Annotated in this window: 21 protein-coding genes; 8 read left to right on the top strand and 13 right to left on the bottom strand. The window is 34.7% G+C overall.

Annotated elements, in window-relative coordinates; translation table 11 throughout:
• Window positions 1–19: 19 nt before the first annotated feature.
• The 4 genes from ES677_RS06480 to ES677_RS06465 all read left to right on the top strand — a co-directional run bounded on the left by ES677_RS06480 (window position 20) and on the right by ES677_RS06465 (window position 3,411).
• Window positions 20–1,345, top strand: a complete 1,326-nt coding sequence (locus ES677_RS06480) for a dicarboxylate/amino acid:cation symporter (RefSeq protein WP_148380795.1) — start codon at window positions 20–22, stop codon at window positions 1,343–1,345.
• Window positions 1,346–1,414: 69 nt separating this feature from the next.
• Complete coding sequence (locus ES677_RS06475) at window positions 1,415–2,245, top strand: sulfurtransferase (RefSeq protein WP_148380794.1); 831 nt, start codon at window positions 1,415–1,417, stop codon at window positions 2,243–2,245.
• A 5-nt stretch (window positions 2,246–2,250) separates the two neighbouring features.
• Window positions 2,251–2,589 carry a hypothetical protein gene (locus tag ES677_RS06470; protein ID WP_148368861.1) on the top strand — a complete coding sequence of 113 codons (339 nt, stop codon included), beginning with the start codon at window positions 2,251–2,253 and terminating at the stop codon, window positions 2,587–2,589.
• Window positions 2,590–3,162: 573 nt separating this feature from the next.
• Window positions 3,163–3,411, top strand: coding sequence for a hypothetical protein (locus ES677_RS06465; RefSeq protein WP_148368862.1), 249 nt, complete (start codon window positions 3,163–3,165; stop codon window positions 3,409–3,411).
• A gap of 70 nt (window positions 3,412–3,481) precedes the next feature.
• Here the strand turns inward: ES677_RS06465 and ES677_RS06460 are convergent, their stop codons facing one another.
• From ES677_RS06460 to ES677_RS06450, 3 genes are all read right to left on the bottom strand, one after another.
• The gene (locus ES677_RS06460; RefSeq protein WP_148380793.1) at window positions 3,482–3,910 is read right to left on the bottom strand and encodes a thiol-disulfide oxidoreductase DCC family protein; all 429 of its coding nucleotides are present in this window, start codon (window positions 3,908–3,910) and stop codon (window positions 3,482–3,484) included.
• Window positions 3,907–6,081: an endonuclease MutS2 gene (locus tag ES677_RS06455; protein WP_148380792.1), complete on the bottom strand. Its 2,175-nt coding sequence runs from the start codon at window positions 6,079–6,081 to the stop codon at window positions 3,907–3,909. The genes ES677_RS06460 and ES677_RS06455 overlap by 4 nt, the downstream gene beginning before the upstream one ends.
• 164 nt (window positions 6,082–6,245) lie before the next feature.
• Window positions 6,246–7,739: a YfcC family protein gene (locus ES677_RS06450; protein ID WP_148380791.1), complete on the bottom strand. Its 1,494-nt coding sequence runs from the start codon at window positions 7,737–7,739 to the stop codon at window positions 6,246–6,248.
• Between the two features lie 147 nt (window positions 7,740–7,886).
• Here ES677_RS06450 and ung point away from each other — a divergent pair, with 147 nt between their 5' ends.
• The gene (ung, locus tag ES677_RS06445) at window positions 7,887–8,552 is read left to right on the top strand and encodes a uracil-DNA glycosylase (RefSeq protein WP_148368866.1); all 666 of its coding nucleotides are present in this window, start codon (window positions 7,887–7,889) and stop codon (window positions 8,550–8,552) included.
• A gap of 19 nt (window positions 8,553–8,571) precedes the next feature.
• Here ung and ES677_RS06440 read toward each other — a convergent pair whose 3' ends face one another.
• The 6 genes from ES677_RS06440 to ES677_RS06415 are packed head-to-tail and all read right to left on the bottom strand — an operon-like array spanning window position 8,572 to window position 13,258.
• The gene (locus ES677_RS06440) at window positions 8,572–9,162 is read right to left on the bottom strand and encodes a hypothetical protein (RefSeq protein WP_148380790.1); all 591 of its coding nucleotides are present in this window, start codon (window positions 9,160–9,162) and stop codon (window positions 8,572–8,574) included.
• Between the two features lie 56 nt (window positions 9,163–9,218).
• Window positions 9,219–10,073 carry a substrate-binding domain-containing protein gene (locus tag ES677_RS06435; RefSeq protein WP_148380789.1) on the bottom strand — a complete coding sequence of 285 codons (855 nt, stop codon included), beginning with the start codon at window positions 10,071–10,073 and terminating at the stop codon, window positions 9,219–9,221.
• A gap of 43 nt (window positions 10,074–10,116) precedes the next feature.
• Window positions 10,117–10,986 (bottom strand): nucleoside phosphorylase, encoded by an 870-nt coding sequence (locus ES677_RS06430; protein WP_148380788.1) that lies wholly within the window; start codon window positions 10,984–10,986, stop codon window positions 10,117–10,119.
• Window positions 10,976–11,917 (bottom strand): DUF1835 domain-containing protein, encoded by a 942-nt coding sequence (locus ES677_RS06425; RefSeq protein ID WP_148380787.1) that lies wholly within the window; start codon window positions 11,915–11,917, stop codon window positions 10,976–10,978. Before ES677_RS06425 ends, ES677_RS06430 begins: the two co-directional genes overlap by 11 nt.
• Before the next feature lie 3 nt (window positions 11,918–11,920).
• A complete protein-coding gene (locus ES677_RS06420) occupies window positions 11,921–12,253 on the bottom strand; it encodes a translation initiation factor (protein ID WP_148380786.1) in 333 nt (110 codons plus the stop codon).
• A gap of 54 nt (window positions 12,254–12,307) precedes the next feature.
• On the bottom strand, window positions 12,308–13,258 hold the full coding sequence (locus ES677_RS06415) for an isopenicillin N synthase family dioxygenase (protein ID WP_148368872.1): 951 nt from the start codon (window positions 13,256–13,258) through the stop codon (window positions 12,308–12,310).
• Window positions 13,259–13,386: 128 nt separating this feature from the next.
• On the opposite strand from ES677_RS06415, the gene ES677_RS06410 reads away from it, so the two are divergent.
• The 3 genes from ES677_RS06410 (at window position 13,387) to ES677_RS06400 (ending at window position 16,815) form a co-directional block, all read left to right on the top strand.
• Window positions 13,387–15,393 (top strand): alpha-ketoacid dehydrogenase subunit alpha/beta, encoded by a 2,007-nt coding sequence (locus ES677_RS06410; RefSeq protein WP_148380785.1) that lies wholly within the window; start codon window positions 13,387–13,389, stop codon window positions 15,391–15,393.
• A 166-nt stretch (window positions 15,394–15,559) separates the two neighbouring features.
• Entirely contained in the window at window positions 15,560–16,261 is a 702-nt protein-coding gene (locus ES677_RS06405) for a hypothetical protein (RefSeq protein WP_148368874.1), read from the top strand.
• Between the two features lie 95 nt (window positions 16,262–16,356).
• Window positions 16,357–16,815, top strand: a complete 459-nt coding sequence (locus ES677_RS06400; RefSeq protein WP_148368875.1) for a cold-shock protein — start codon at window positions 16,357–16,359, stop codon at window positions 16,813–16,815.
• Window positions 16,816–16,886: 71 nt separating this feature from the next.
• Here ES677_RS06400 and ES677_RS06395 read toward each other — a convergent pair whose 3' ends face one another.
• The 4 genes from ES677_RS06395 to ES677_RS06380 form a co-directional block, all read right to left on the bottom strand.
• On the bottom strand, window positions 16,887–18,293 hold the full coding sequence (locus ES677_RS06395; RefSeq protein ID WP_148368876.1) for a mechanosensitive ion channel family protein: 1,407 nt from the start codon (window positions 18,291–18,293) through the stop codon (window positions 16,887–16,889).
• 146 nt (window positions 18,294–18,439) lie between these two features.
• Window positions 18,440–19,027, bottom strand: coding sequence for a pseudouridine synthase (locus ES677_RS06390; RefSeq protein WP_148368877.1), 588 nt, complete (start codon window positions 19,025–19,027; stop codon window positions 18,440–18,442).
• The gene (locus ES677_RS06385; protein WP_148380784.1) at window positions 19,017–21,341 is read right to left on the bottom strand and encodes a DNA topoisomerase 3; all 2,325 of its coding nucleotides are present in this window, start codon (window positions 21,339–21,341) and stop codon (window positions 19,017–19,019) included. The genes ES677_RS06390 and ES677_RS06385 overlap by 11 nt, the downstream gene beginning before the upstream one ends.
• Window positions 21,342–21,413: 72 nt before the next feature.
• Window positions 21,414–22,721 (bottom strand): APC family permease, encoded by a 1,308-nt coding sequence (locus ES677_RS06380; RefSeq protein WP_148380783.1) that lies wholly within the window; start codon window positions 22,719–22,721, stop codon window positions 21,414–21,416.
• Window positions 22,722–22,724 lie beyond the last annotated feature (3 nt).

Raw genomic sequence — 22,724 nt, 5'->3', positions numbered from 1 at the left:
AGAAACACTAAAAACACATATGAAATTAGCATTACACTGGAAAATAATTATTGGAATGGTTTTAGGAGTCCTCTTTGGGTTTTTTATGAATACCATCGATGGGGGAAAAGATTTTGTTACTGATTGGATAAAACCGTTTGGTACCATATTTATTAATCTACTAAAACTTATTGCTGTACCTTTAATTTTAGCGTCGTTAACTAAAGGGATTTCAGATTTAAAAGATATTTCTAAAATTAAAAAAATGGGACTGCGAACCATAGGTATTTATATGGGAACAACCATTATCGCAATTGTTATCGGGTTAACTATTGTTAATACTTTAAAACCTGGTGTAGGAATGCCACAGGATACGATAGAGAAAATTAAAACGAGCTATCAAGGTTCCGCAGATATTATGATTAGCAAGGCTAATTTGCAAAAAGAAGCGGGACCATTGCAACCTTTGGTAGATGTTTTTCCTAGTAATATTTTTAATGCATTTTCTAAACCAGAAATGCTACAAGTTATCTTTTTCGCAATGTTTATGGGAATATGCCTTCTGTTAATCCCTGAGAAAAAAGCAAAACCATTAATTAAATTCTTCGACTCCCTAAATGAGGTTATTATGAAGATGGTAGACTTAATAATGCTTTTTGCTCCGTATGCCGTTTTTGCTTTATTAGCCAATGTTATTATAGCGTTCGACGATATAGAAATTTTAGTAAAATTATTGTTCTATGCAGGATGTGTACTATTAGGATTGCTTTTAATGATTGGTTTTTACCTTTTATTAATATACATCTACACAAAAAAATCACCAATGTGGTTTTTAAGTCGTTTTAGTCCTGCGCAATTACTAGCCTTTTCTACAAGTAGTAGTGCCGCGATTTTACCCGTTACAATGGAGCGCGTGGAAGAGCATTTAGGCGTCGATAAAGAGGTTTCTGGATTTGTTTTACCGGTTGGAGCGACGGTTAATATGGACGGTACCAGTTTATACCAAGGTATTGCCGCTGTTTTTATAATGCAGGTTATTTGGCCCGAAGGCTTAACATTTACCAACCAGCTGGTTATTGTTGCTACAGCACTATTAGCTTCTATTGGTAGCGCTGCGATACCTAGTGCAGGAATGGTAATGCTTGTTATTGTACTAGAATCTATAGGGTTCCCTAAGGAATTATTACCTATAGGATTAGCCTTAATTTTCGCTGTCGATAGACCTTTAGATATGTGCAGAACAGTAGTGAATGTTACAGGAGATGCAACCGTATCGATGCTAGTTGCTAAGTCTTTAGGGAAATTAAAAGATCCTAAACCTAAAGAATGGGATGACCATTATCCAAAAACTAAGAAGGCCAACTAATTCCCATTTATTTAGTATTTTAGAGTAGGGCATAAGCTTGTTTTTAATATAAAATCACACAGAGTATCTATGTTTAAAGTAACACTTTCCGAACCTGTCGTTTCAGTAGATTGGCTTTACCGGCAGTTAAAGGCTGAAAACCTCATTATTTTTGATGCCAGCATTCCTAAAATTACGGAGACTAATAATACTGTCTCTAAAGACATTCAATTACCCAATGCTCAATTTCTCAATTTAAAAGAGTGTTTCAGTGATGTTTCTAGTGCGTTTCCTAACACGATTCCTTCAGCAGAACAATTTCAAACTGAAGCTAGGAAACTAGGCGTTAATGCGGACAGCGCGATTGTAGTATACGATGATAAAGGTATTTATTCTAGTGCTCGCGTGTGGTGGTTATTTAAAACTTTTGGACATAATAATATTGCTGTTTTAGACGGCGGCCTGCCAGAATGGTTAGCACAAAATTATCCTACGGAAACGTCGAATAGTAATGCAAAACCAATAGGTGATTTTGAAACACATTTTAACCCAGATAATGTCACTTATTTTAAGGATTTAGAAAAGCTATCGCATAGTGAGAAACACACGATTGTAGATGCAAGAAGTGCGGCTAGGTTTTATAGCCAGATACCAGAACCTAGAGCGGGCCTAAGAAGCGGTACTATTCCAAATTCTAAAAATATGCCGTTCGAGGTATGTTTAGAGAATGGTAAATTAAAGCCTAAAGTAGAGCTCCAAGAAGCCTTTAAAGCGTTGTCTACAAAAGAAAACACAGTCGTTTTTAGTTGTGGATCCGGCTTAACTGCTTGCATCTTAGATTTAGCAGCAAATGTTGCAAATTATAAACACACAACAGTGTACGACGGTTCGTGGACCGAATATGGCACTTTAACACAATAAAGACTATGATAACACCTAACAATTGGTCAAAAAAAGAACTGCTAGCTTATATTCTATTATATATCGCAAATATCGATTTAGAAGAATCTAGCAACGAACGTGAATTTATTCTGAATAAAATTGACGTACAAACTTTTAAAAATATCCATAAAGAGTTTGAAGCGGATAACGATTATCAGTGCATTCAGAAAATATTAAAAAGTATCAAATCGCACGATTATTTTAGAGCGGATTATCGCGATTTGTTCGTTGATATTAAACTGATGATTTTTGCAGATGGTGACGAACATAGTATTGAAACAACGATATTTAATACGCTTAAAAAAATTATTAAAGCTGAATAGTTAATTGTCTACTAAAGGCAATATCATTTCAAAGCTGTAGCTACAGCTATTTCTACAGTCTACAGTAAACGTCTTTTTTGCTGTAAAGTAAAAAGTCTCAAAACATCACATAATTTTTTCAAATAAAAATGATTTGAACCTTATAAAGAGTAGACTACAATCTTTATAAGAACTTAATTCATTCCTAATTAATAGAAATTAGGGTTAAGCTAATTAGTGGTGTTTTGAGACTTTAATACTTTAAGATAGGGTTAATATAATGGTAAATATAAGTATTACAAAGTTATACTTCGTAAACTATATCAGTTAATACGTAAGGTGTAGAAGGTTTTAAGTAAATACTTTTTAAAACCTTCTACACCTCTTGTTTCAGACTACTATTTTATGCTTTTTTTTAACGAACGAACAGTTTTTTGTAGGATGAGATAATCTGTTTATCAGAATGTAACTCATCGATTAAATCTGCATTTTTTAGGGGTTAATCAAATAGTTTTGTGTTTCAACGATTAAATTGTATCCTCTTGTAGAACGCCCATATCTTTGCAGTATTAAACAACAATAACACTTGTATTTATGAAATTATTATCGACAGTATTTTTCTTATTATTTGTTTCTTTCGCTTCAGCTCAAGATGCACCAAATGATTTGAATAGTAGTAATAGTTCTATTGAAACTGAAAAAGCTAGCGACGCTAAAAGTAATACAGTTGTAATTAGTGTTAGAGGTATTAAGACTATGGAAGAGATCGATATTGAGAACTACAACAAGTCTACATACATAAAAATGATTTCCACTCAAAAAAGAAAAAGTAAGATAAGTTAGTTTATAAAATAGTGCCAATCTAAGTAAACTATAATAAGAAAAGCCTAAATTTTAATAATTCAGGCTTTTTTTATGCGTTAGTTTTTCCAATGAATTTCGATTGCAATTCGGGAGAAGGTATCATACATTGCTCTTTTTTACCGTACCATTTGTATCTGTTTTTTGCAACAAAATCATAAACCATATTGCGAATACAAGCGGGGAAAATTAAAAAGACAGGTAACACATTTACAGGGAAACCAAGATGTTTTGCAATTCGTAAAGCGGCTGTAGATTTTGTGTACATTCCCTTTCCTGGACTATATAGTAATATGGAGTCGGTTTTTAAAGGGTCTATATTAAATTTCGTTATCATCTCTCTACCAACATCGCTCTGTAGCGTTGCGAATAGAAAGGTATTGTTTTTATCACGACGAATTACATATTGAATAGAAGTATTGCACAAATTACAAACACCATCAAATAAGATAAGTTGTTTATGTTTAGGAATTGATATCATTTTTTAAGTGTTACAGCTTCAACTAATTCTAATAAATCCATACTAACAATCGTAGTAAATAAACCGTAATTAACAGTGGCTTTATTTTTCTCAATCCTATCGATACTACCCACCGATCGGCCGTCTTGCATTCTTACACGATAGCCTACTTTTAAAATGGGTTTTGGTTTCTCTACAACAATGGCTTTTTCTTTAGCTTTCTTTTTCTTTTCACGAATAACGTCAACTTTCTTTTCTGCTTCCTTTTTTACTTGTGTTACTTTTTCTTTAGTAATTTTTTTCTCTTTGGCTGTTACTTTCTTGCGTTTAGAATTTTCTATTTGAACTAATTTAAATAGCTCACCCATTAGTTCTTTCTTACGATTGTTTTCGAAGAAGCTTTCAGCAATATCATTTACTTTCTGACCTAAATAAATTAAACGCTGATTATCGTCGTATAATTCTTGATAGCTTTCTAACTTTTTCTGAATCTTCTCATTAATACCTTCTAGTTTATCAGCTTCTGTTTGTTTTTTCTTTTCGTTAATTTTTAAGGATTCCGAGGTTTTCTCTAAACGCGAACGTTCCTTTTGAAGCTTTGCAATGGTGGCATCAAAACGTACTTTACTCCGTTCAATTTTCTTTTTCGCCCTATTAATTAAGCCATAAGGAATACCATTTTTTTGTGCGACTTCAAAGGTAAAAGAACTACCGGGTTGCCCTAAAGCTAAACGGTACATAGGTTCTAAAGTACGCTCGTTAAACATCATATTTGCATTAATCATTTCTGGCTTTTCACTGGCTAGAATTTTTAAATTAGCGTAATGGGTAGTAATTATACCGAAAGCATTTCTAGCATAAAACTCTTCTAAAAACGTTTCAGCTAAAGCCCCTCCGAGTTCAGGATCGGATCCGGTTCCAAATTCATCAATTAAAAACAAAGTGTTTTTATTACATTTCTTTAAAAAGAAATTCATCTGTTTTAATCGATAGCTATAGGTACTTAATTGATTTTCTATGGATTGATTATCGCCAATATCGGTTAAAATACGATCAAAAACACTCACTTTACTACGTTCATGAACCGGAATTAAGAGTCCGCTTTGAAACATTAACTGTAATAATCCCACCGTTTTAAGCGTGATACTTTTTCCGCCTGCATTTGGGCCAGAGATTACGATAATACGACTCTCTTGGTCTAATTCTATAGTTTGCGGGTACGTTTTCTGTTTCTTCTTTAAATTGTTTAAATAGAGTAGTGGGTGATAAGCATCTCGAAGATAGACGTTTTTTTCTTCGGTAATTTCGGGTAAAATCCCATCTATAGACCTTGCATATCTCGCTTTGGCTGAAATAACATCCATCTCAGTTAGAAACAATTGATAATTTTCAATTAGAGGTAAGTAATCGCGTAAAAAGTTCGTTAATTGCTTTAAAATTCTGACGATTTCTTCGCTTTCTTCATATTCTAAATTGTTTAATTCTCGCGTATGAAGTAAAGTCGTTTCGGGTTCTATATAAACAATACTACCCGTTTTGCTTCCACCCATAATAGCGCCTTTCACCTTGCGGCGGTGCATTGCTTTTACAGCTAAAACACGCTTATTATCGACTACAGATTCTCGAATATCGTCTAAATACTCAAGATTATGATACATATTTAAAGCCGATGTAAAACTTGAATTTATTTTACCTTTAAGCTTATTTATATTTTGACGAATAGCGTTTAATAATGGCGACGCATTATCTTTAACATCATTAAATCGATCAATGACAGCGTCTATAGATTCAATAAGCGCTTTAGTGATTTCTATTTGAGAGGAAAAGGCTTTTAACCCCGGATAGTAAATTTCAAACTTCTTTAAGAATTTTACAATCTCGTTACACGTAAGCGAAATGGAAACTATTTTTTTAAGACTGTGAGGTTCTAAAAATGTGTTTTCAATTTTAAGTAATTGTAATTCCTTAGAAATGGTATCGAAACCGTGATTTGGGATGCGATTATCGTTATAAAAAGAAGAGAGGTATTCGTTGGTGACTTGTAACTCTTTAAGAAGCTGTTCTTTGTTCTTAAACGGCGCAATATCTAAGGTTTTTAAATGACCCAGATGCGTAACACAGTGCTCGCTCACTTGTTCTAAAACCGTTGAAAACTCTAAATCTTGTAATGTTTTTTCGTGAATACTTATCATTAGTTTCTTCGCATATGCGGTACATTCGCTTTGTTAATTTCTTTTTTTTAAATAATAACAAAGTTACGTATTCCTATTTAAATGATACACTTTTAGAACAGTTTGCTTTACTTAGTTTTAGCCTCCATATTCTCCATTTTATTAGATTTCTTAAATGTTATGTTTTATAGATACACCGATACCGTCATTACTACTAAAGTAAATACAATTAAAACAATAAATAACGGCATAATAAACTTTAACCATTTATTAAAGCCCACTTTTACAACCGCTAGAGACGCTAAAATTAATCCTGTTGGGTTAATTAAATAGAATAAACCCAATCCATATTGGTAAGCGTTAACCACTATTTCACGACCAACATTTACGGTATCGGCAAGAGGTGACATAATAGGCATAGTTAATACCGCCATCCCAGAGGAACTCGGGATAAAAAATGAAAGCCCGGCGTAAATAATAGTAATAACACTGGCAAACAAACCTTTAGACATTCCTTCGGTTATACCGCTGGCATAATACAACATCGTGTCACTAATTAAACCATCGGCCATAATGACTGTTACGCCACGTGCAATACCAATTATTAAGGCAACTCCCAATAAATCGGCAGCTCCTTTAACAAATGTTTCAACAAAATCAGATTCGCTAATTTGAGTTATAATACCAATTAAAATAGCACCAACTAAAAAGGTAGATGTCATTTCTAAAAACCACCAGTCTAACAACGATACACCAATAATCATTACTAAAAAGCAAAGCGCGAATACTAATAGCGCTAAACGTAAACGTAATGTAAAAGTTACTGTGTGGTCTTTTTTCTCTCCAAAAAGAGCTTCAATTTGCTCCTTTTGATCGTAAATTATAGATTTTGTAGGATCGTTTTTTACACGTTTGGCATAACGCATAATGTAAAAAATGCAAATCGACAAGCAACTTACTAACATAAACACACGACCAGGCAACCCAGTTGTCCAACTTATTCCAGCAGAATCGCTCGCAATAATTGTGCTAAAAGGGTTTATCGTCGAGCACATTGTACCAATTGAAGAACCTATAAAAATGCAAGCAATTCCTACTAAAGCGTCGTATTTAGCGGCGAGAAAAACAGGAATTAAAATAGGGAAGAAGGCAATGGTTTCTTCGGCAAGCCCAAAAGTAGTTCCTCCTGCAGCCACCAAAGTGGTTACCAAAATGATTAAAATGAATTCTCTACCTTTTAAAATACGCGCTAACCAAGAAATTCCAGCATCGAAAGCCCCGGTACTATTAATAATACCAATTAAACCTCCAATAATTAAAACAAGGAAAATAATATCGGCAGCTTCAATAATTCCTCTAATAGGCGATTTAATAAAATCGGTTATTCCTTGTGGTTTCGCTTCTAATTCTCGGTAAGTATTGGGTATATTAATGGCTTTGTAAATGTCGCCACTCGTAAATTTTTCTAATGGAATTTTTATCGATAATCCGTCTAAAGTTGCTTGGGTTGCAGGTAAGGTCTTCGTTTCATCTTTAGCGACTTCAATAAATGTACTTGAAGCGGAATCGTAAGCTAATGTATTGTATTTTCCGGCAGGAATTAACCATGTTAGTAAGGTTACCAAAGCAGCAATAATTAATAAAATAGTTTGTGCTGTAGGAAATTTTATATTTTTCATATTCAAAATACTGATAGAACGACGTCGTTAATTAATCTGCAAATTTAAAATTCTAAAAAAGTAAAGCCCTATAAAAAGCAATAATTATTTTATAATTTTAAAGATAGTACTATTTTAGAGTTTTATAATTTACAACCCGAAGACCTTATGCAATTAACACTACCAGAGAGTTGGAGTTTTTTTCTAAAAGATGAACTGCAAAAGCCATATTTTCTTAATTTAATAGCGTTTATTAAGGAACAATATGCAACAACAGATTGTTTCCCTGCGGAAGAAGACGTTTTTAAAGCGTTCGAAATATGTACGTTTAGCGCGGTTAAAGTAGTTATAATTGGTCAAGATCCTTACCATAATTTTAATCAAGCGAATGGATTGTGTTTTAGCGTAAATGATGGGGTATCGCACCCACCGTCTCTAATTAATATTTTTAAAGAAATTAACACCGATTTAGGAAAGGCGTACCCCGTATCAGGAAATTTAGAACGTTGGGCGCAACAGGGCGTATTTTTGTTAAATGCAACGTTAACAGTTCGTGCTCACGAAGCAGCAAGTCACCAAAAAAAAGGATGGGAACCATTTACCGATGCTGTGATTAAAACAATAAGTACACATAATAAAAAGGTGATTTTTTTACTTTGGGGTGGATTTGCAAAGAAAAAGGCTAAATTAATTGACGCTAGCAAACATACTATTTTAACGTCTGGTCATCCGTCTCCACTTAGCGCCAACCGTGGCTATTGGTTTGGAAATTCACATTTTAGTCAAGTGAATACACTCTTAGAAGATCAAGGTAAGACAACGATTGACTGGTAATTTGCGACTAGTTCACTCGTTAATTGATGGTAAATATATAGCGCCCTTCAGTATTTGAATTCACAATTTTAGTGGTGATATTTAGTGTTCCAAATTCGTTAGTTGTGTAGATTCCAATTTTTCCGTTATAAGTGTTAAAATCACCTCCAATATAATACGTTCCTGCCTCCAACACTGTTACACCGAATTTATTTTTATACGTGTTTTCTGTAAGCACAGTTTTTAATTGTAGATAGGGGTTGTTCGGGTCTTCAACAACAAAGACAGAACCTTCAATTGTTGTTATGCTATCATCATTTAAGGTTATCCTATCAAAATTCCCGTAACTATTTAGTTTATAAACCAAAAGGCTGTAAGTTATAGGTTCACCGGATTGTGTGAAATCGCTAATCGAAATATTTTCATTAGTGGTCGTACTTTGCGTATCGCTAATTGCAGTTTCAAAATATAAAGTGTCTCCTAGATTTAAAGTACTCACGTTGCCTTCCACAGAAAGTAAAGCATCATTTTCTACGGTGTAATTATGACCGTTGTAATCGTCTTCTTCCGGGCAACAAAGGCCCGCGCAAAGTGCGATAGTCGTTAGTAGGATTGCAGATGTTATTTTCATAGCCATTTATGTGTTGTTAGCGCACTATGCAGCTCGCTTTTTTTAGTATAAATGTATTATAATTTCTCTACTAAATCTTTGTAATCTAATTTTTTAGGAATAATATCTAAAGCTAATAATTGATCTTGAACTTTATTAATTGTAGGCTCATCGATAAGCGTTTGTGACCACTCGGTAAGCGACAACCATTGCTGTACATCTTCAATCTCTTGTTTATAACGCTGAGCAATCATTTTATCAATATTCGGGATATTTTTAAAATCTACAGTTGTGTTATTAATAATATCTAAAATAGTTTTAACGACGTCGCGATTGGTTTCTAAAAATTCTTCGCGTACGGCAATTACGAAACAAGGCCAAGGAGTAGGGCAGTTACCGATGCGCTTAAATGTACCGTTATCTACTAATGGTTTCGTGGTAAATTTCTCCCACATAAAATAATCGGCGGTACCTTCTGTTAAACCTTCTACAGCACCATCTAGATTTTTTATAACTTCAAAATCTAGATCTTCTTCTAAATTCCAATCGTTGTTTTTCGCATTAACGTAAGTCATTAAATGTGAGCCAGAACCATATCTACTTATTGCTGCTTTAGTACCTCTTAAGTCTTTTATGGATTTAAAACCTGATTGATCGGCAACGTGAATTCCCCAAATTAGAGGTGTTTGAATAAACGTTTGTACAATTTTACTTCTATTTCCTGCAATAATATCGGCGATAATACCTTCGGTTAAAATAACCGCCATATCAATGTCTCCATTTCTAAGCGCATTATTCATTTCACCTGTGCCACCAAAATAGTTATGCCAGCGCAAGTTAATATCCGCGTCCTTGTACTCTCCATTTTTTAAACCTAAATACCAAGGCAAATTAAAATGTTCCGGAACCCCTCCAATTTTTACTTTTTTCATTATAATGTGTCTATTCCTTTTCTACGGAATTCTGTATTAAATATTAGTCTACTAATTTATCTAAAGTATAGTGTATTAAACTATCAATGGTGCTTTTAGCATTTTTTGTAAACTCTCCATTGGCGCGATTGGCAATTATAGCGTTCATAGACACGGCACGATGACCTAAAAGCTTCGATAATCCATAAATACCGGCAGTTTCCATTTCTAAATTTGTAATGGCTTGTCCTTCAAAATTAAAGTTAGCTAATTTATCGTTTAAAGTATCATCTTGCAAGGCTAATCGTAATACTCGGCCCTGCGGACCATAAAAACCAGCGTTGGTTGCGGTAAATCCTGAATGTGTTTTATCTGAATTTAACTGTTTAAATAATATGTCATCGCATTTTACGACATACGGACTCGATTTTTGATCGCACCATTGGGTGTGTTCTATTAAAGCTTCAGAAATATTTTTATACTGTACCGCATCACTTTTATAGAAATGAAGTAAGCTGTCGAACCCTACAGCGTACTCACTTATTAAAAACGAATCGATAGGAATGTTATTTTGAATAGAGCCCGAAGTACCTATTCTAATAATATCTAACGTCGTTAATTCTTTTTTAATTTTACGCGTTTCAAAATCTATGTTAGCTAAAGCGTCTAATTCATTTAAAACAATATCAATATTATCTGTGCCAATACCTGTAGAAATTACAGTTATCGGTTTATTTTTATACACCCCCGTTTGCGTATGAAATTCACGTTTACGTGTTTTAAAACGCACACTATCGAAATACTTTGTCACGTCATCGACACGATCGGGGTCGCCAACAGTAATCACCGTTTTAGCCAAATGTTCCGGACGAATATTTAAGTGGTAAACGCTACCATCTGGATTTAAAATTAATTCTGATTCTTTAATGGGCATTTAAGGTTGTTTTTATAAGTTTATTCTGATCTTTAAAATAGGTAAATTCGCATTTTCTAACGCCGCCGTATTCCATATCTGTATCGATAGTATTAAAGACATTTTTTTGATGCTCTATAAGCAAATAACCATCTCTGTTTAGTATTAATTCATCTTTCGTTTCTGTATAAAACGACTCTAAGCTATTAACAATACGTTCTATTTGCAAATCACTATAGCCATAAAAGCCTTGATAATGCAGTACATAACCAGAGAGGTGATGCCTTGAATTGATAGTATGGGTATTAATTAATTTAAGAATGTTATACTCCAAAGTATTTAAGCCACTTCTTGTATCTGCAAAACGCCTTAAATGTGCTTTTAGACAGTTACTTAAATATATAAAATTAGACGGTCTAACAATTAAAGGAATTAACAAATTATGATTGTTCCCACAATATATGGACCACGCCTTTTCGGCAAGTGAAATGTCGTCTACCGTTAGTCTTATTTTATTAGTATAATGTTCTTTAAGTAGCTGTGGCGTTAATTGCGACAATCCTTTCAAGACTTTTTCGTTATCAATGCGCCCGCTACAAACCAGATATAAGGGAATAATCGCTTTTTTTTGCATTATCAGACTGATAATGGCTATTAAATTTATATGGCAAAATAAATCGTATTCAAACCAAAGAACGACACGTTTATAAGTGTTAATATGGTCTAACCGGTGTATTTCAGAAATAAATTCGTCTTCCTTATAATCGAAACCATACGTGTTTTTAAAAAACGCTTTACGTAAGTCTAAAAACTTAGCAGAGGTAACATCTTTTACCGTTGGACCTTCACATAACATTTCGTCCCACGATAACATATCACCTTCAAAATTAAGTTTTTGAAGATATTTAGTTAAGATTTCGCCATTTGTGATATGTAATGTGTTCTCTGACATTTATTAACCGCCAACGCGTTTTACATTAAATCCTTTATCTTTTAGTATAGACATTATCTTATCGCGATAATCACCCTGAATAATTATCTTATCATCTTTAAAACTCCCTCCAACACTTAGCGTTTGTTTTAATTCTTTGGCTAACATTTTAAAATCCTCAGTAGCTCCGGCATACCCATCTATAATCGTGGTGGGTTTTCCTTTACGCTTTTCGTATTTACATAAAATAGGATCCTCTTGAATCCAAATATTAGAAGATTCTTCAACTGATTTATCTTCAGTTATAGAAGCCTCGTGCTCTGGAAAAAGTGATTTCAATTGGTCTTGTAAATCCATTGTATTTTCAATAGTGAATTGTAATTGCTAAAAGCGATTACATTTCGGTTTTAATTATTTTTTAATCAATCCTAATTCAATAAGGCGTTCATTCAAAAAATCGCCAGCAGTAATATTCTCAAATTGCTTCGGATGTTTGTCATCGATACAACCGTCTAAAACATCCAATTTCATTTCACTAATAGGATGCATAAAAAACGGAATCGAATAACGCGATGTTCCCCATTGATCTTGTGGCGGATTAATGACTCTATGAATGGTCGATTTTAATTTATTATTAGTGAGTCGCGATAACATATCTCCCACATTAATCATTATTTCATCGGGCCCTGCAATAGCATCTATCCATTCGCCATCGTTATTTTTTACTTGTAAACCGCGACCTTGGGCTCCCATTAAAAGGGTAATTAAATTAATATCTCCGTGTGCTGCTGCACGTTCGGCTGCCTTAGGCTCTTCAGTAATTGGTGGATAATGTATAGGTCTTAAAATAGAGTTTCCGTTGTGTATATATTGGTCAAAATAGGTTTCTTCTAGCTCTAAATATAAAGCCAAAGCCCTAAGCACATATTTTGCGGTTTTTTCTAACCTTCCGTAGGCTTCTTTTCCCACGTCATTAAAGTCTTCCAGCTCCTTTACGTAAACGTTATCGGGGTAGGCATTCGCGAGTTCTGGGTTATCCTCCACGTATTGTCCGAAATGCCAAAACTCCTTTAAATCGCCTTCTTTTTTACCTTTAGCACTTTCTTTCCCAAACGACACATAGCCACGTTGCCCACCAATACCTTCAATTTCATAATTGTGTTTTACTTCTAACGGTAATTCGAAAAAGTTTTTTATCTCTCCATAAAGTCTCTCTACAAGAGTTTCATCTAAAAAATGTCCTTTTAGAGCCACAAAACCAATGTCTTGATACGCAATACCAATTTCATTTATAAACTGCTGCTTTCTTTCAGGATCTCCCGAAATAAAATCTTCTAAATTAACGCTAGGTATACTATTCATTTATGCTCGTTTTTAATGTCAATTATTAATACAAATGTAAAGAAAACATAGCAAAGTTTATAATCCATATTTTTAACGCCCTTTTAATAGTATTACGGCAAATATGCTATATTTGAAAAACGATTAGTATGAACACAATTTCAGAAATGAAAAGCAAAATAGAATATAAAAGGGCGTCTCTAAGCAACGCTACACTTTTAGAATTATACAAAGCAATGTTAAAACCTCGCGTGATCGAGGAGAAAATGTTAATTTTATTACGGCAAGGTAAAATTAGCAAATGGTTTAGTGGTATTGGCCAAGAAGCCATTTCTATAGGAGTCACGTTGGCTATGAACGACGACGAGTATATTTTACCAATGCACCGTAATTTAGGTGTGTTTACCGCGCGTAACATTCCGTTGCACCGTTTATTCTCACAATGGCAAGGTAAGGCCTCGGGGTTTACAAAAGGTCGCGACCGTAGTTTCCATTTTGGAACCCAAGAATTTAAAATCGTAGGTATGATATCTCACTTAGGGCCACAATTAGGGGTTGCCGATGGGATTGCATTAGCGAGTAAACTAAAAAATAAAAATCAAGCCACAGCTGTATTTACAGGAGAAGGCGGAACCAGCGAAGGCGATTTCCACGAGGCTTTAAACGTCGCTTCAGTATGGCAATTACCCGTTTTGTTTTGTATCGAAAATAACGGTTATGGTTTGTCTACACCAACAAGTGAGCAATATAATTGTAAGGATTTAGCTGATAGAGCTATTGGGTATGGTATAGAATCTCATATTATTGATGGAAATAATATTATTGAAGTCTATACTAAGGTTTCAGAATTAGCAAAAAGCATTAGAAGTAATCCACGACCAATTTTAATTGAATTTAAAACTTTTAGAATGCGTGGTCACGAAGAGGCGAGCGGTACAAAATATGTCCCACAAGATCTTATAGATATATGGGCAGAAAAAGATCCAATAAATAATTTTAAGCATTTTTTAATTGAAGAGCAAATTTTAACAGAAGCGGTAGACTTGCGTTTAAAAGCTGAGTTTAAAGCGGAAATTGATACCGCTTTAAAGCGTGCAGGAGCCGAAGAAGAAATTGAAGCTTCTGAAACTAATGAGTTAAATGATGTTTATAAAAAATTTGAATACCAGGAGTTTAAAGAAAATTCAATCACTGAAGAATTACGCTTAATTGATGCCATCTCTCAAGGTCTGAAGCAATCTATGGAACGCCATGAAGATTTAGTGATTATGGGTCAAGATGTTGCCGAATATGGTGGTGTTTTTAAAATTACCGATGGTTTTGTCGAACAGTTTGGAAAAGACAGAGTGCGTAACACGCCCATTTGTGAGTCGGCAATTATTGAAACGGGAATGGGCTTATCTATCGCCGGAATTAAAAGTGTAGTCGAACTGCAATTTAGTGACTTTGTAACCTCAGGATTCAATCCGGTGGTTAATTATTTGGCAAAATCGCATTACCGCTGGAACCAAAATGCGGACGTTGTTTTACGTATGCCTTGTGGCGCAGGAGTTGCGGCCGGACCGTTTCATTCGCAAACCAATGAGGCCTGGTTTACAAAAACACCGGGTTTAAAGGTTGTTTACCCAGCATTCCCCAGAGATGCTAAAGGATTACTTGCTACCGCTATTAACGACCCAAACCCCGTATTATTCTTCGAGCATAAAGCCTTGTACAGAAGTATTCGTCAGGAAGTACCCACCGATTATTTTACAATTCCATTTGGTAAAGCTGCGTTGTTAAGTGAAGGAGACGAGGTCACCGTTATTGCTTATGGCGCCGCAGTACATTGGGCATTAAACACACTAGAAAAACACCCAAATATAAAGGCCGATGTTCTCGATTTACGAACGCTTCAGCCTTTAGATACCGATTCTATTTATAGATCGGTTAAGAAAACAGGTCGCGCTATTATTTTACAAGAAGACTCGCTTTTTGGTGGTATCGCTAGTGATATTTCAGCATTACTAATGGAACATTGCTTCGAGTATTTAGACGCTCCGGTAAAACGAGTGGCTAGTTTAGACACGCCAATTCCTTTTATTAATCAATTAGAAGATCAATATTTATCACGCGATAAATTCGAAGCTGAATTACTAGCACTTTTAGATTATTAAAAAGCGAGACATAAAACAATTTTTTAAACAGCCTTTAAATATAGATTTATAGGCTGTTTTACTTTTCATAAATCCTAAAAATACGAGCCAGAAACCAATTTTATGTTTTTATTTACAGTTAGGTATGGTTTTTGGTTTATTTTAGTTTCAAAGATGTAATTAATTAATGAAATTTAGATTTGCTTTTTTATTTATAGTAGTGTGTGCGTTCCGTTTGAGTGCGCAGGTGGATCGTGAAAACACCTCTATTATTATTCCAGCTGAAGCGGTTGAAGACCCAAAGGAAGACAACGAGCTTATTATAAATCCTGAACCTGTTTTTGGGGCGACACCAGCCGCGTCTAATACTGAGGTAAAAATCCCTAAGAAAGAAGAACTACCAGTGGCAAGACGTCGTAATTTTTCGATTACAAATGAAACTAAATTTAGAAACCCTGCCGAGTTATACCAAGACCAATTAAAGAATGCGCTAAAATTGCGACCAGACGATGAGCGCCGTCAAAACGGAAGCACAGTTACGCAGTATTTAGGCGAATTTAGTACCAGTGCAGCGCGTGTTAACATTGTATATCGCGATCATCAATACCCTGATGGCGATTTAATTCGGGTATATGTAAATGGAGAAATGGTTAGAGAACGCGTGTTATTAGAAACACACTTTAAAGGATTGTTTTTAACCTTAGAACCAGGATTAAATGTTATTGATTTTGAAGCTCTAAACCAAGGCTCTAGCGGGCCAAATACAGCACAGTTTGAAGTGTTGGATGACAAAGGAATTGTGATCTCTTCAAATCAATGGAATTTAGCCACAGGAGTAAAAGCAACTATAACGCTTGTAAAAGAAGAAGATAGCGTAAAAAACGAATAAAATATTTTTTTTCGTTTTAACGCAACAAATTCGTACTTTTGTAAATAATAGATTATCAATTTTTAATTTTAAGTAACAAATATTCAAAAAAAATAATGGCAAAGTCGCAACAGACATTTAACAAATTAGAAAAAGAAAAAAAACGCCTCAAGAAGAGAGAGGAGAAAAGAAAGAAGATGGATGCTCGTAAAGCTGAATCTACTGAAAATGGAACTTCGGGAATACCTATGGCCTATGTAGATTTTAATGGTAACCTAACGGATACACCACCAAATCCAGAGGACAAAGTAAAGGTGAAAGCGAAAAACATCGTTTTAGGAGTGCCTAGAAGAGAAGAAGGAGATGAGGAAGAAGTAGATCCAATCCACAAAGGAAAAGTGTCGTTTTACGACTCTTCTAAAGGATTTGGTTTTATTATTGATGCACTAGATAGTGAAAAATACTTTTGTCACGTTAGCGGATTAATCGATGAGATTGCTGAAAACGATAAAGTACAATTTGAACTAGAGAAAGGAATGAAGGGCCTAAATGCCGTTCGTGTTAAGAAAATATAACAATAACAACCATAAATTAAAAAACCTCGATTTTATATAAATCGAGGTTTTTTGGTTTTGAATGATAGTTATTATTGAGGATTTAAATTATTATAATCTAAGCCCTTATCCGTTTCTTTTTTTGTGTTCTTTCTCTCTTTTTTATTATCTCTAGTATTTTCTTTATCAACGGCTTCAGCGTTTGTCTTGTCTTCGCTAAAATCGTCCTTTGCATCATCAGTTCTTGGTCCCATTTTTTTACTTCCATGAGAGCTCGGTAATTCAAACAATTCTAAATCGAAATATGGTACAGCTGCTAAAAAGTGATCGAATAAATCCGACATAATATATTCGTAATTTTTCCAACGTTTATCACTACTAAAGGCATAAATCTCCAGTGGAATACCTTGCGTTGTAGGTTGTAACTGTCGCGCCATTGCAATCATCTCTTTATTTAAAGCTGGATGATTTTCGAGCGATGTTTGTATGTACTTTCTAAACACACCAATATTCGTTAAGTTTCTTCCGTTTAGCAATAACTCTTTATTAATATTGTTATCGGTGTTATACGATTTTATTTTATCTTGACGTTGTGCAACATAATCAGAAATTAACTGAATTTCCTTTAAGCGTTCTATATCAGCATCTGTTAAATACTTAATACTACTTTGCTTAATTAACATATGCCTTTTAATACGTCGACCACCAGAAGTTGTCATTCCTCTCCAGTTTTTAAACGAATCAGAAATTAAAGCATAAGTGGGTATTGTAGTGATAGTTTTATCGAAATTCTGGACCTTTACCGTCGATAGATTTATCTCTATTACATCCCCATCAGCTTCAAACTTTTCGAAGGTAATCCAGTCACCAATGCGGACCATATCATTAATAGCCACTTGAATACTCGCTACGAAACCTAAGATAGTGTCTTTAAAAATTAATAAAATAACAGCCGAAATAGCTCCCAACCCCGTTAAAAACCTCCATACATCTATACCGCTTACAACGGCCAAAGCAAAAATGATTCCGCTAAACCAAGCGAAAATCATAAATACCTGAATGTAACTATCTATGGGCTTATCTCTTAATCGTGGTAAGGTTTTAAAATAGCTATTTAACGATTGCAAAATACTCCTCACAATCCATAAAACCATTATAATCCCTAATACTAACAGAGCTCTTAAAAAGAAATGATTAGCATCGTCAAAATGATAAAAAACAACCGGAACAAATTTTAAGGCAACAATAAAGGGAATAATATGTGCTAAATTTCTTGGCACGTGGTGACTCAACAAAATATCATCAAAATTGGTTTTTGTTGATGAAGAAAAGCGCGAAAACAATGAAATTAAAACGCGTCGCGTTATTCTATCGATCACATACAATAGCAAAAGTAAAATAACTATCATTGCTAATAAGTTTAAATACAACGCCAGTGTTTCTGGAATATGAAATTTTATAAAGTAATCGTAAAAAAAAGTAGCTAGTGTTTCTTTCATTGAAAATTATTCTTTAAACGTAAAAATACTGCGTTTTATAGAGATTATAGTGTTTTACACCTTAAAGATTAGTTAAAACACTGTGTAAACACCCTAACTTCAAGCTTTTATTATTTTAATAAATAGTTAGGCATTTTATCGTTGTTTTATGTTATGAAATTAGTAAGATCTAAATCTTCCACGGCACCTATAGGGAGTGTTTTTAAATGAATATTGCCAACACGTATGCGCACCAAACGCAAAGTAGAACAACCAACAGCACTCGTCATTTTTCGTACTTGTCTAAATTTACCTTCGGTTAAAGTTACTGATATCCAAGTGGTCGGACCGTGTCGCTCGTCACGAATTTTCTTTTGTCTCTCAGGAAGGTTGGGAGCGTGGTCTAGTTTAAATACGTTGCACGGTTTTGTTTGGTATTTTTTACCATTAAAACCTATTTCGACACCGTTGCATAATTGGAGTATGTCTTCCTCAGAAATTGCGCCATCTACTAACGCATAATATTCTTTTTCGATGGACGAACTATTTATAAAATTACTTAATTTACCATTGGTTGTAAGCAATAGTAGGCCTTCGCTTTTCTCGTCTAATCGCCCAATAGGCATAGTATTTTCTGGAAAATCACTGAGCTCACCTAAAAATCGTTTGCGCTTTTGTTGCGTAGAATTACTAGCAAACTGACTAAGCATTCCGTAAGGTTTATACATTTTAAAATGCTGATGTTTACGCGCCATTTAAAATACTGTAAACTAATGCTTTTGTTAATGTCTGTCCGTTTGCTTTTTCGCGAATAGCAGCGTACGAAAATCTAAAATCACATCCCGCTTTGTAGGCACTACACCCATACGCTGTTTTCCCTTTTATAATGATCCCTGTTTTACATTTCGGACAACTATTTACTTCTAACGATTCTTTTGAAGTGGTTTTTGAAACACTTTTTTTCGGTTCTAGTTTTAATTTGAATGCCTCATCAAAGCGCAACAAACCTTCAACTAAAGCCTCATTTACCTTAAAACCTTTCAAATTTACCGTCGATCCCTTGCTTAATAATCTTAAATATTGATTGGAAGAAATTTTCTTTTCACCAAAACTAAAAGGCAATACAAAATCGCAACTTTTACCATATAAATTACAGCCGTAAGCACTTTTTCCTTTTACTAATTGTCCGTTTTTACATTTCGGACATTCATAACCAACAATTCCTTTTTGCGAAGGTTTTGCCGTTGTTTTTGATTCTGACTTTGTTTTTATACCCAGTTTCGTTATCGCATTATTGGTATAAGAAATATTGGCTTTAACGGTTTCACTGCGCACATCGTACACCAAGCGGTCTACCATTTGCTTCATATTTTTAATGAACGCTCCAGCACTGTAGGCCCCTTTTTCAATATCTTTTAATTGTTTTTCCCATAAACCGGTTAATTGAGCCGATTTAAGCATATCATTTTGAATAATATCAATTAACTGGATACCCGTAAGCGTAGGTAGGACTTGTTTTTTATTGCGCTTTATGTATTTGCGTCTAAAGAGTGTTTCTATAATATTGGCACGTGTAGACGGCCGGCCAATACCGTTTTCTTTCATTAAATCCCTGAGCTCATCGTCATCTACTTGCTTACCTGCAGTTTCCATTGCTCTCAATAATGTGGCCTCGGTAAACTGTTTTGGTGGCTTGGTTTCCTTTTCTAAAAACGACGGTTCGTGCGGCCCTTTTTCACCTTTAGTAAAACTCGGTAACAGTCCCGCTTCTTTGGTTTTAGAATCGGCAGATTCAAAAACAACACGCCAGCCTTTACTCAATATTTCTTTTCCAGTGGTTTTAAAGTTAACCGTATCTGCTTTACCTATTACCGTTGTATTTGCTACTTTACAATCGTCATAAAACACAGCAATAAAACGGCGCGTAATGATATCGTAAACCTGTTGTTGGTTGTATTGCAAATTAATCTGAACTCCTGTAGGAATTATTGCGTGGTGATCGGTAACTTTAGAATCGTCAAAAACCCTTTTCGATTTCTTTATTTTTTTTCCTAAAAGCGGAGCAGTTAACGCACTGTATTTTGTAATGTTTCGCAATGTGCTTTCAACTTTTGGGTACACATCATTAGGTAAAAATGTAGTATCAACTCTCGGGTAGGTTACCACTTTCTGCTCGTATAATTTCTGAACGATTTTAAGGGTCTCATCGGCCGAAAAACCAAATTTCGTATTACAAAACACTTGTAAACCGGTTAAATCGAACAGCTTAGGGGCGTATTCGTTACCATTCTTTTTGCTAATAGAGACAATTTCAAAATCGTGAGCTTTTACCTTGTCGGCAAGAACTTGACCCGCTTCGACATTGGTAAAACGCCCTTCTTCGTAACTAAATAAAGTGTCGCGGTATAAGGTTTGTAATTCCCAATACGGTTGTGGTTTAAAGTCTTCAATCTCTTTAAACCGGTTTACAACCATGGCTAGAGTGGGGGTTTGCACACGACCAACAGACAATACTTGCTTATAACCACCATGTTTTACCGTGTATAAACGCGTGGCATTCATTCCTAATAACCAGTCGCCAATAGCACGCGAAAATCCTGCATAATATAAATTGTCATATTTTGAAGACGGTTGTAGATTCTTAAATCCTTCTTTAATAGCTTCAGTGGTTAAGGACGAAATCCATAGACGTTGCACTTCGCCTTTATAATTTGCTTGGTCTAAAACCCAGCGCTGTATGAGTTCTCCTTCCTGTCCCGCATCGCCGCAGTTTATTACCACATCGGCTTTATCAAACAAGCTTTTTACAATTTTAAACTGTTTTTGTATTCCAGAATCTTTGGTGACTTTCGTCTCAAATTTATCGGGCAACATTGGTAAGTTGTTTATATCCCAACTTTTCCAGTGCGGTTTATAATCGTTGGGTTCTTTTAAAGTGCATAAGTGACCAAAAGTATAGGTAACTGCATACCCATTGCCTTCGTAGTAACCATCACGCTTGGTGTTGGCTCCTAAAACAGAAGCAATTTCTCTTGCTACACTAGGTTTTTCGGCGATACAAACTTTCACTTATAGTATAATTTTTGAAGACGCAAAGTAAGTGTTTTTAAGGTTTTTTTAAAGCCGAAAGGTGAGGAGTTATTAACGAATATTTTTTCGTTCTAAAGTTTTGTAAATATATTCTATTAAAAAGCACATTACAATAACCGAAAGGGAGACAATTACACCCGTTTTATTAGCGGTAAATTGTTGAAAAATAAGCGTAACTAATGCAATGGAACAAAAAAGACATCCTAATAAAGGGATCATTTTATTCGCTTTTATTTGTTTTGAAAATCTAAAGGCTATATAATTAACGATTGCGAAAATAAGTAAAAAGCCCACGCTTCCTGCGGTCGAAATACTTTCTAAATGCATCGTATTGGTTAATATTAACGTTAAAATAGCCGTTATAAACAACCCGATAGGTTGGTTCCATAATTGTCTAGTAAATTCTGATGGAAGCTCGTCGTCTTCAGCAATTTCGAAACTAACACGACTTCCTCCATACAACGATGCATTTATTGCTGAAAATGTAGAAATAAGCGCAGCTACTGTTATAATTGTAAAACCTATTTTCCCCAATAATGGTTTGGCAGCTTCGGCTAAAACGTAGTCTTCCGCTTTCGCAATCTCACTAAAAGGTAACGATCCTACCGTTACTATGGCAATTATTATGTATAATACAATTACAAATACTACCGAGTATAGGTAGGCTTTCGAAATGTTTTTTTTAGGATCTTTAATATCTGGAGCGGCATTGGCAATAAGCTCAAAACCTTCATAAGCCACAAAAATAACCATTCCTCCCGTTAATAAATTTACGGGAGTTTCCCAATTTGAAAAAGCCAATTGCGTTACGTTAGGGTTTTCAAATAAACCATAACCTCCAATAAAAATAAAAGCAATTAAAATAATAAGTTTTATAACTACCGCATACGATTCTATTTTGCTAACCACCTTAACACTATAATAATTTATGGCGGTTGCGAGAATGATAATCGCACTCGAATAAAGATGTGTGTCTAAAGAATAACGACCGGTAATTTCTAAAAGATTTGGTGCGTAAGACCCAAAAGCAGAGGCATACAAACCCAACATAATAACATAACTCACCCAAAGCAAGTTATTTATACTACCACTAAATATAGTTTTCCCAAAACCTTCATTAACAAAGCGTACGGTGCCGCCTTTATCAGGAAATGCCTGAGACAATTTAGAATAACTATATGCTGTAAACAATGCCAACACACCAGCAATTAAAAACGCGATTGGCGTGCCTCCTTTAGCGAGCGAAACAGCAAGACCTAGAACAGCAAAAATACCACCGCCAACCATTCCTCCAATTCCAATAGCTATTGCTTCTCGTAATTGAATCTTTTCGTTATTTTTATTTTTGGTGTTTTTCATTAC

The organism is Bizionia gelidisalsuginis (assembly GCF_008086185.1).
Lineage (GTDB): Bacteria > Bacteroidota > Bacteroidia > Flavobacteriales > Flavobacteriaceae > Bizionia > Bizionia saleffrena.
The sequence above is the reverse complement of the archived record's forward strand: the minus strand, read 5'-3'. Positions and strand labels throughout refer to the sequence as shown.

Bases quoted from the DNA above. Each gene is read 5' to 3' on its own strand.
- ES677_RS06480 (WP_148380795.1), top strand. From the start codon at position 20: ATGAAATTAGCATTACACTGGAAAATAATTATTGGAATGGTTTTAGGA.
- ES677_RS06475 (WP_148380794.1), top strand. From the start codon at position 1,415: ATGTTTAAAGTAACACTTTCCGAACCTGTCGTTTCAGTAGATTGGCTT.
- ES677_RS06470 (WP_148368861.1), top strand. From the start codon at position 2,251: ATGATAACACCTAACAATTGGTCAAAAAAAGAACTGCTAGCTTATATT.
- ES677_RS06465 (WP_148368862.1), top strand. From the start codon at position 3,163: ATGAAATTATTATCGACAGTATTTTTCTTATTATTTGTTTCTTTCGCT.
- ES677_RS06460 (WP_148380793.1), bottom strand. From the start codon at position 3,910: ATGATATCAATTCCTAAACATAAACAACTTATCTTATTTGATGGTGTT.
- ES677_RS06455 (WP_148380792.1), bottom strand. From the start codon at position 6,081: ATGATAAGTATTCACGAAAAAACATTACAAGATTTAGAGTTTTCAACG.
- ES677_RS06450 (WP_148380791.1), bottom strand. From the start codon at position 7,739: ATGAAAAATATAAAATTTCCTACAGCACAAACTATTTTATTAATTATT.
- ung (WP_148368866.1), top strand. From the start codon at position 7,887: ATGCAATTAACACTACCAGAGAGTTGGAGTTTTTTTCTAAAAGATGAA.
- ES677_RS06440 (WP_148380790.1), bottom strand. From the start codon at position 9,162: ATGAAAATAACATCTGCAATCCTACTAACGACTATCGCACTTTGCGCG.
- ES677_RS06435 (WP_148380789.1), bottom strand. From the start codon at position 10,073: ATGAAAAAAGTAAAAATTGGAGGGGTTCCGGAACATTTTAATTTGCCT.
- ES677_RS06430 (WP_148380788.1), bottom strand. From the start codon at position 10,986: ATGCCCATTAAAGAATCAGAATTAATTTTAAATCCAGATGGTAGCGTT.
- ES677_RS06425 (WP_148380787.1), bottom strand. From the start codon at position 11,917: ATGTCAGAGAACACATTACATATCACAAATGGCGAAATCTTAACTAAA.
- ES677_RS06420 (WP_148380786.1), bottom strand. From the start codon at position 12,253: ATGGATTTACAAGACCAATTGAAATCACTTTTTCCAGAGCACGAGGCT.
- ES677_RS06415 (WP_148368872.1), bottom strand. From the start codon at position 13,258: ATGAATAGTATACCTAGCGTTAATTTAGAAGATTTTATTTCGGGAGAT.
- ES677_RS06410 (WP_148380785.1), top strand. From the start codon at position 13,387: ATGAACACAATTTCAGAAATGAAAAGCAAAATAGAATATAAAAGGGCG.
- ES677_RS06405 (WP_148368874.1), top strand. From the start codon at position 15,560: ATGAAATTTAGATTTGCTTTTTTATTTATAGTAGTGTGTGCGTTCCGT.
- ES677_RS06400 (WP_148368875.1), top strand. From the start codon at position 16,357: ATGGCAAAGTCGCAACAGACATTTAACAAATTAGAAAAAGAAAAAAAA.
- ES677_RS06395 (WP_148368876.1), bottom strand. From the start codon at position 18,293: ATGAAAGAAACACTAGCTACTTTTTTTTACGATTACTTTATAAAATTT.
- ES677_RS06390 (WP_148368877.1), bottom strand. From the start codon at position 19,027: ATGGCGCGTAAACATCAGCATTTTAAAATGTATAAACCTTACGGAATG.
- ES677_RS06380 (WP_148380783.1), bottom strand. From the start codon at position 22,721: ATGAAAAACACCAAAAATAAAAATAACGAAAAGATTCAATTACGAGAA.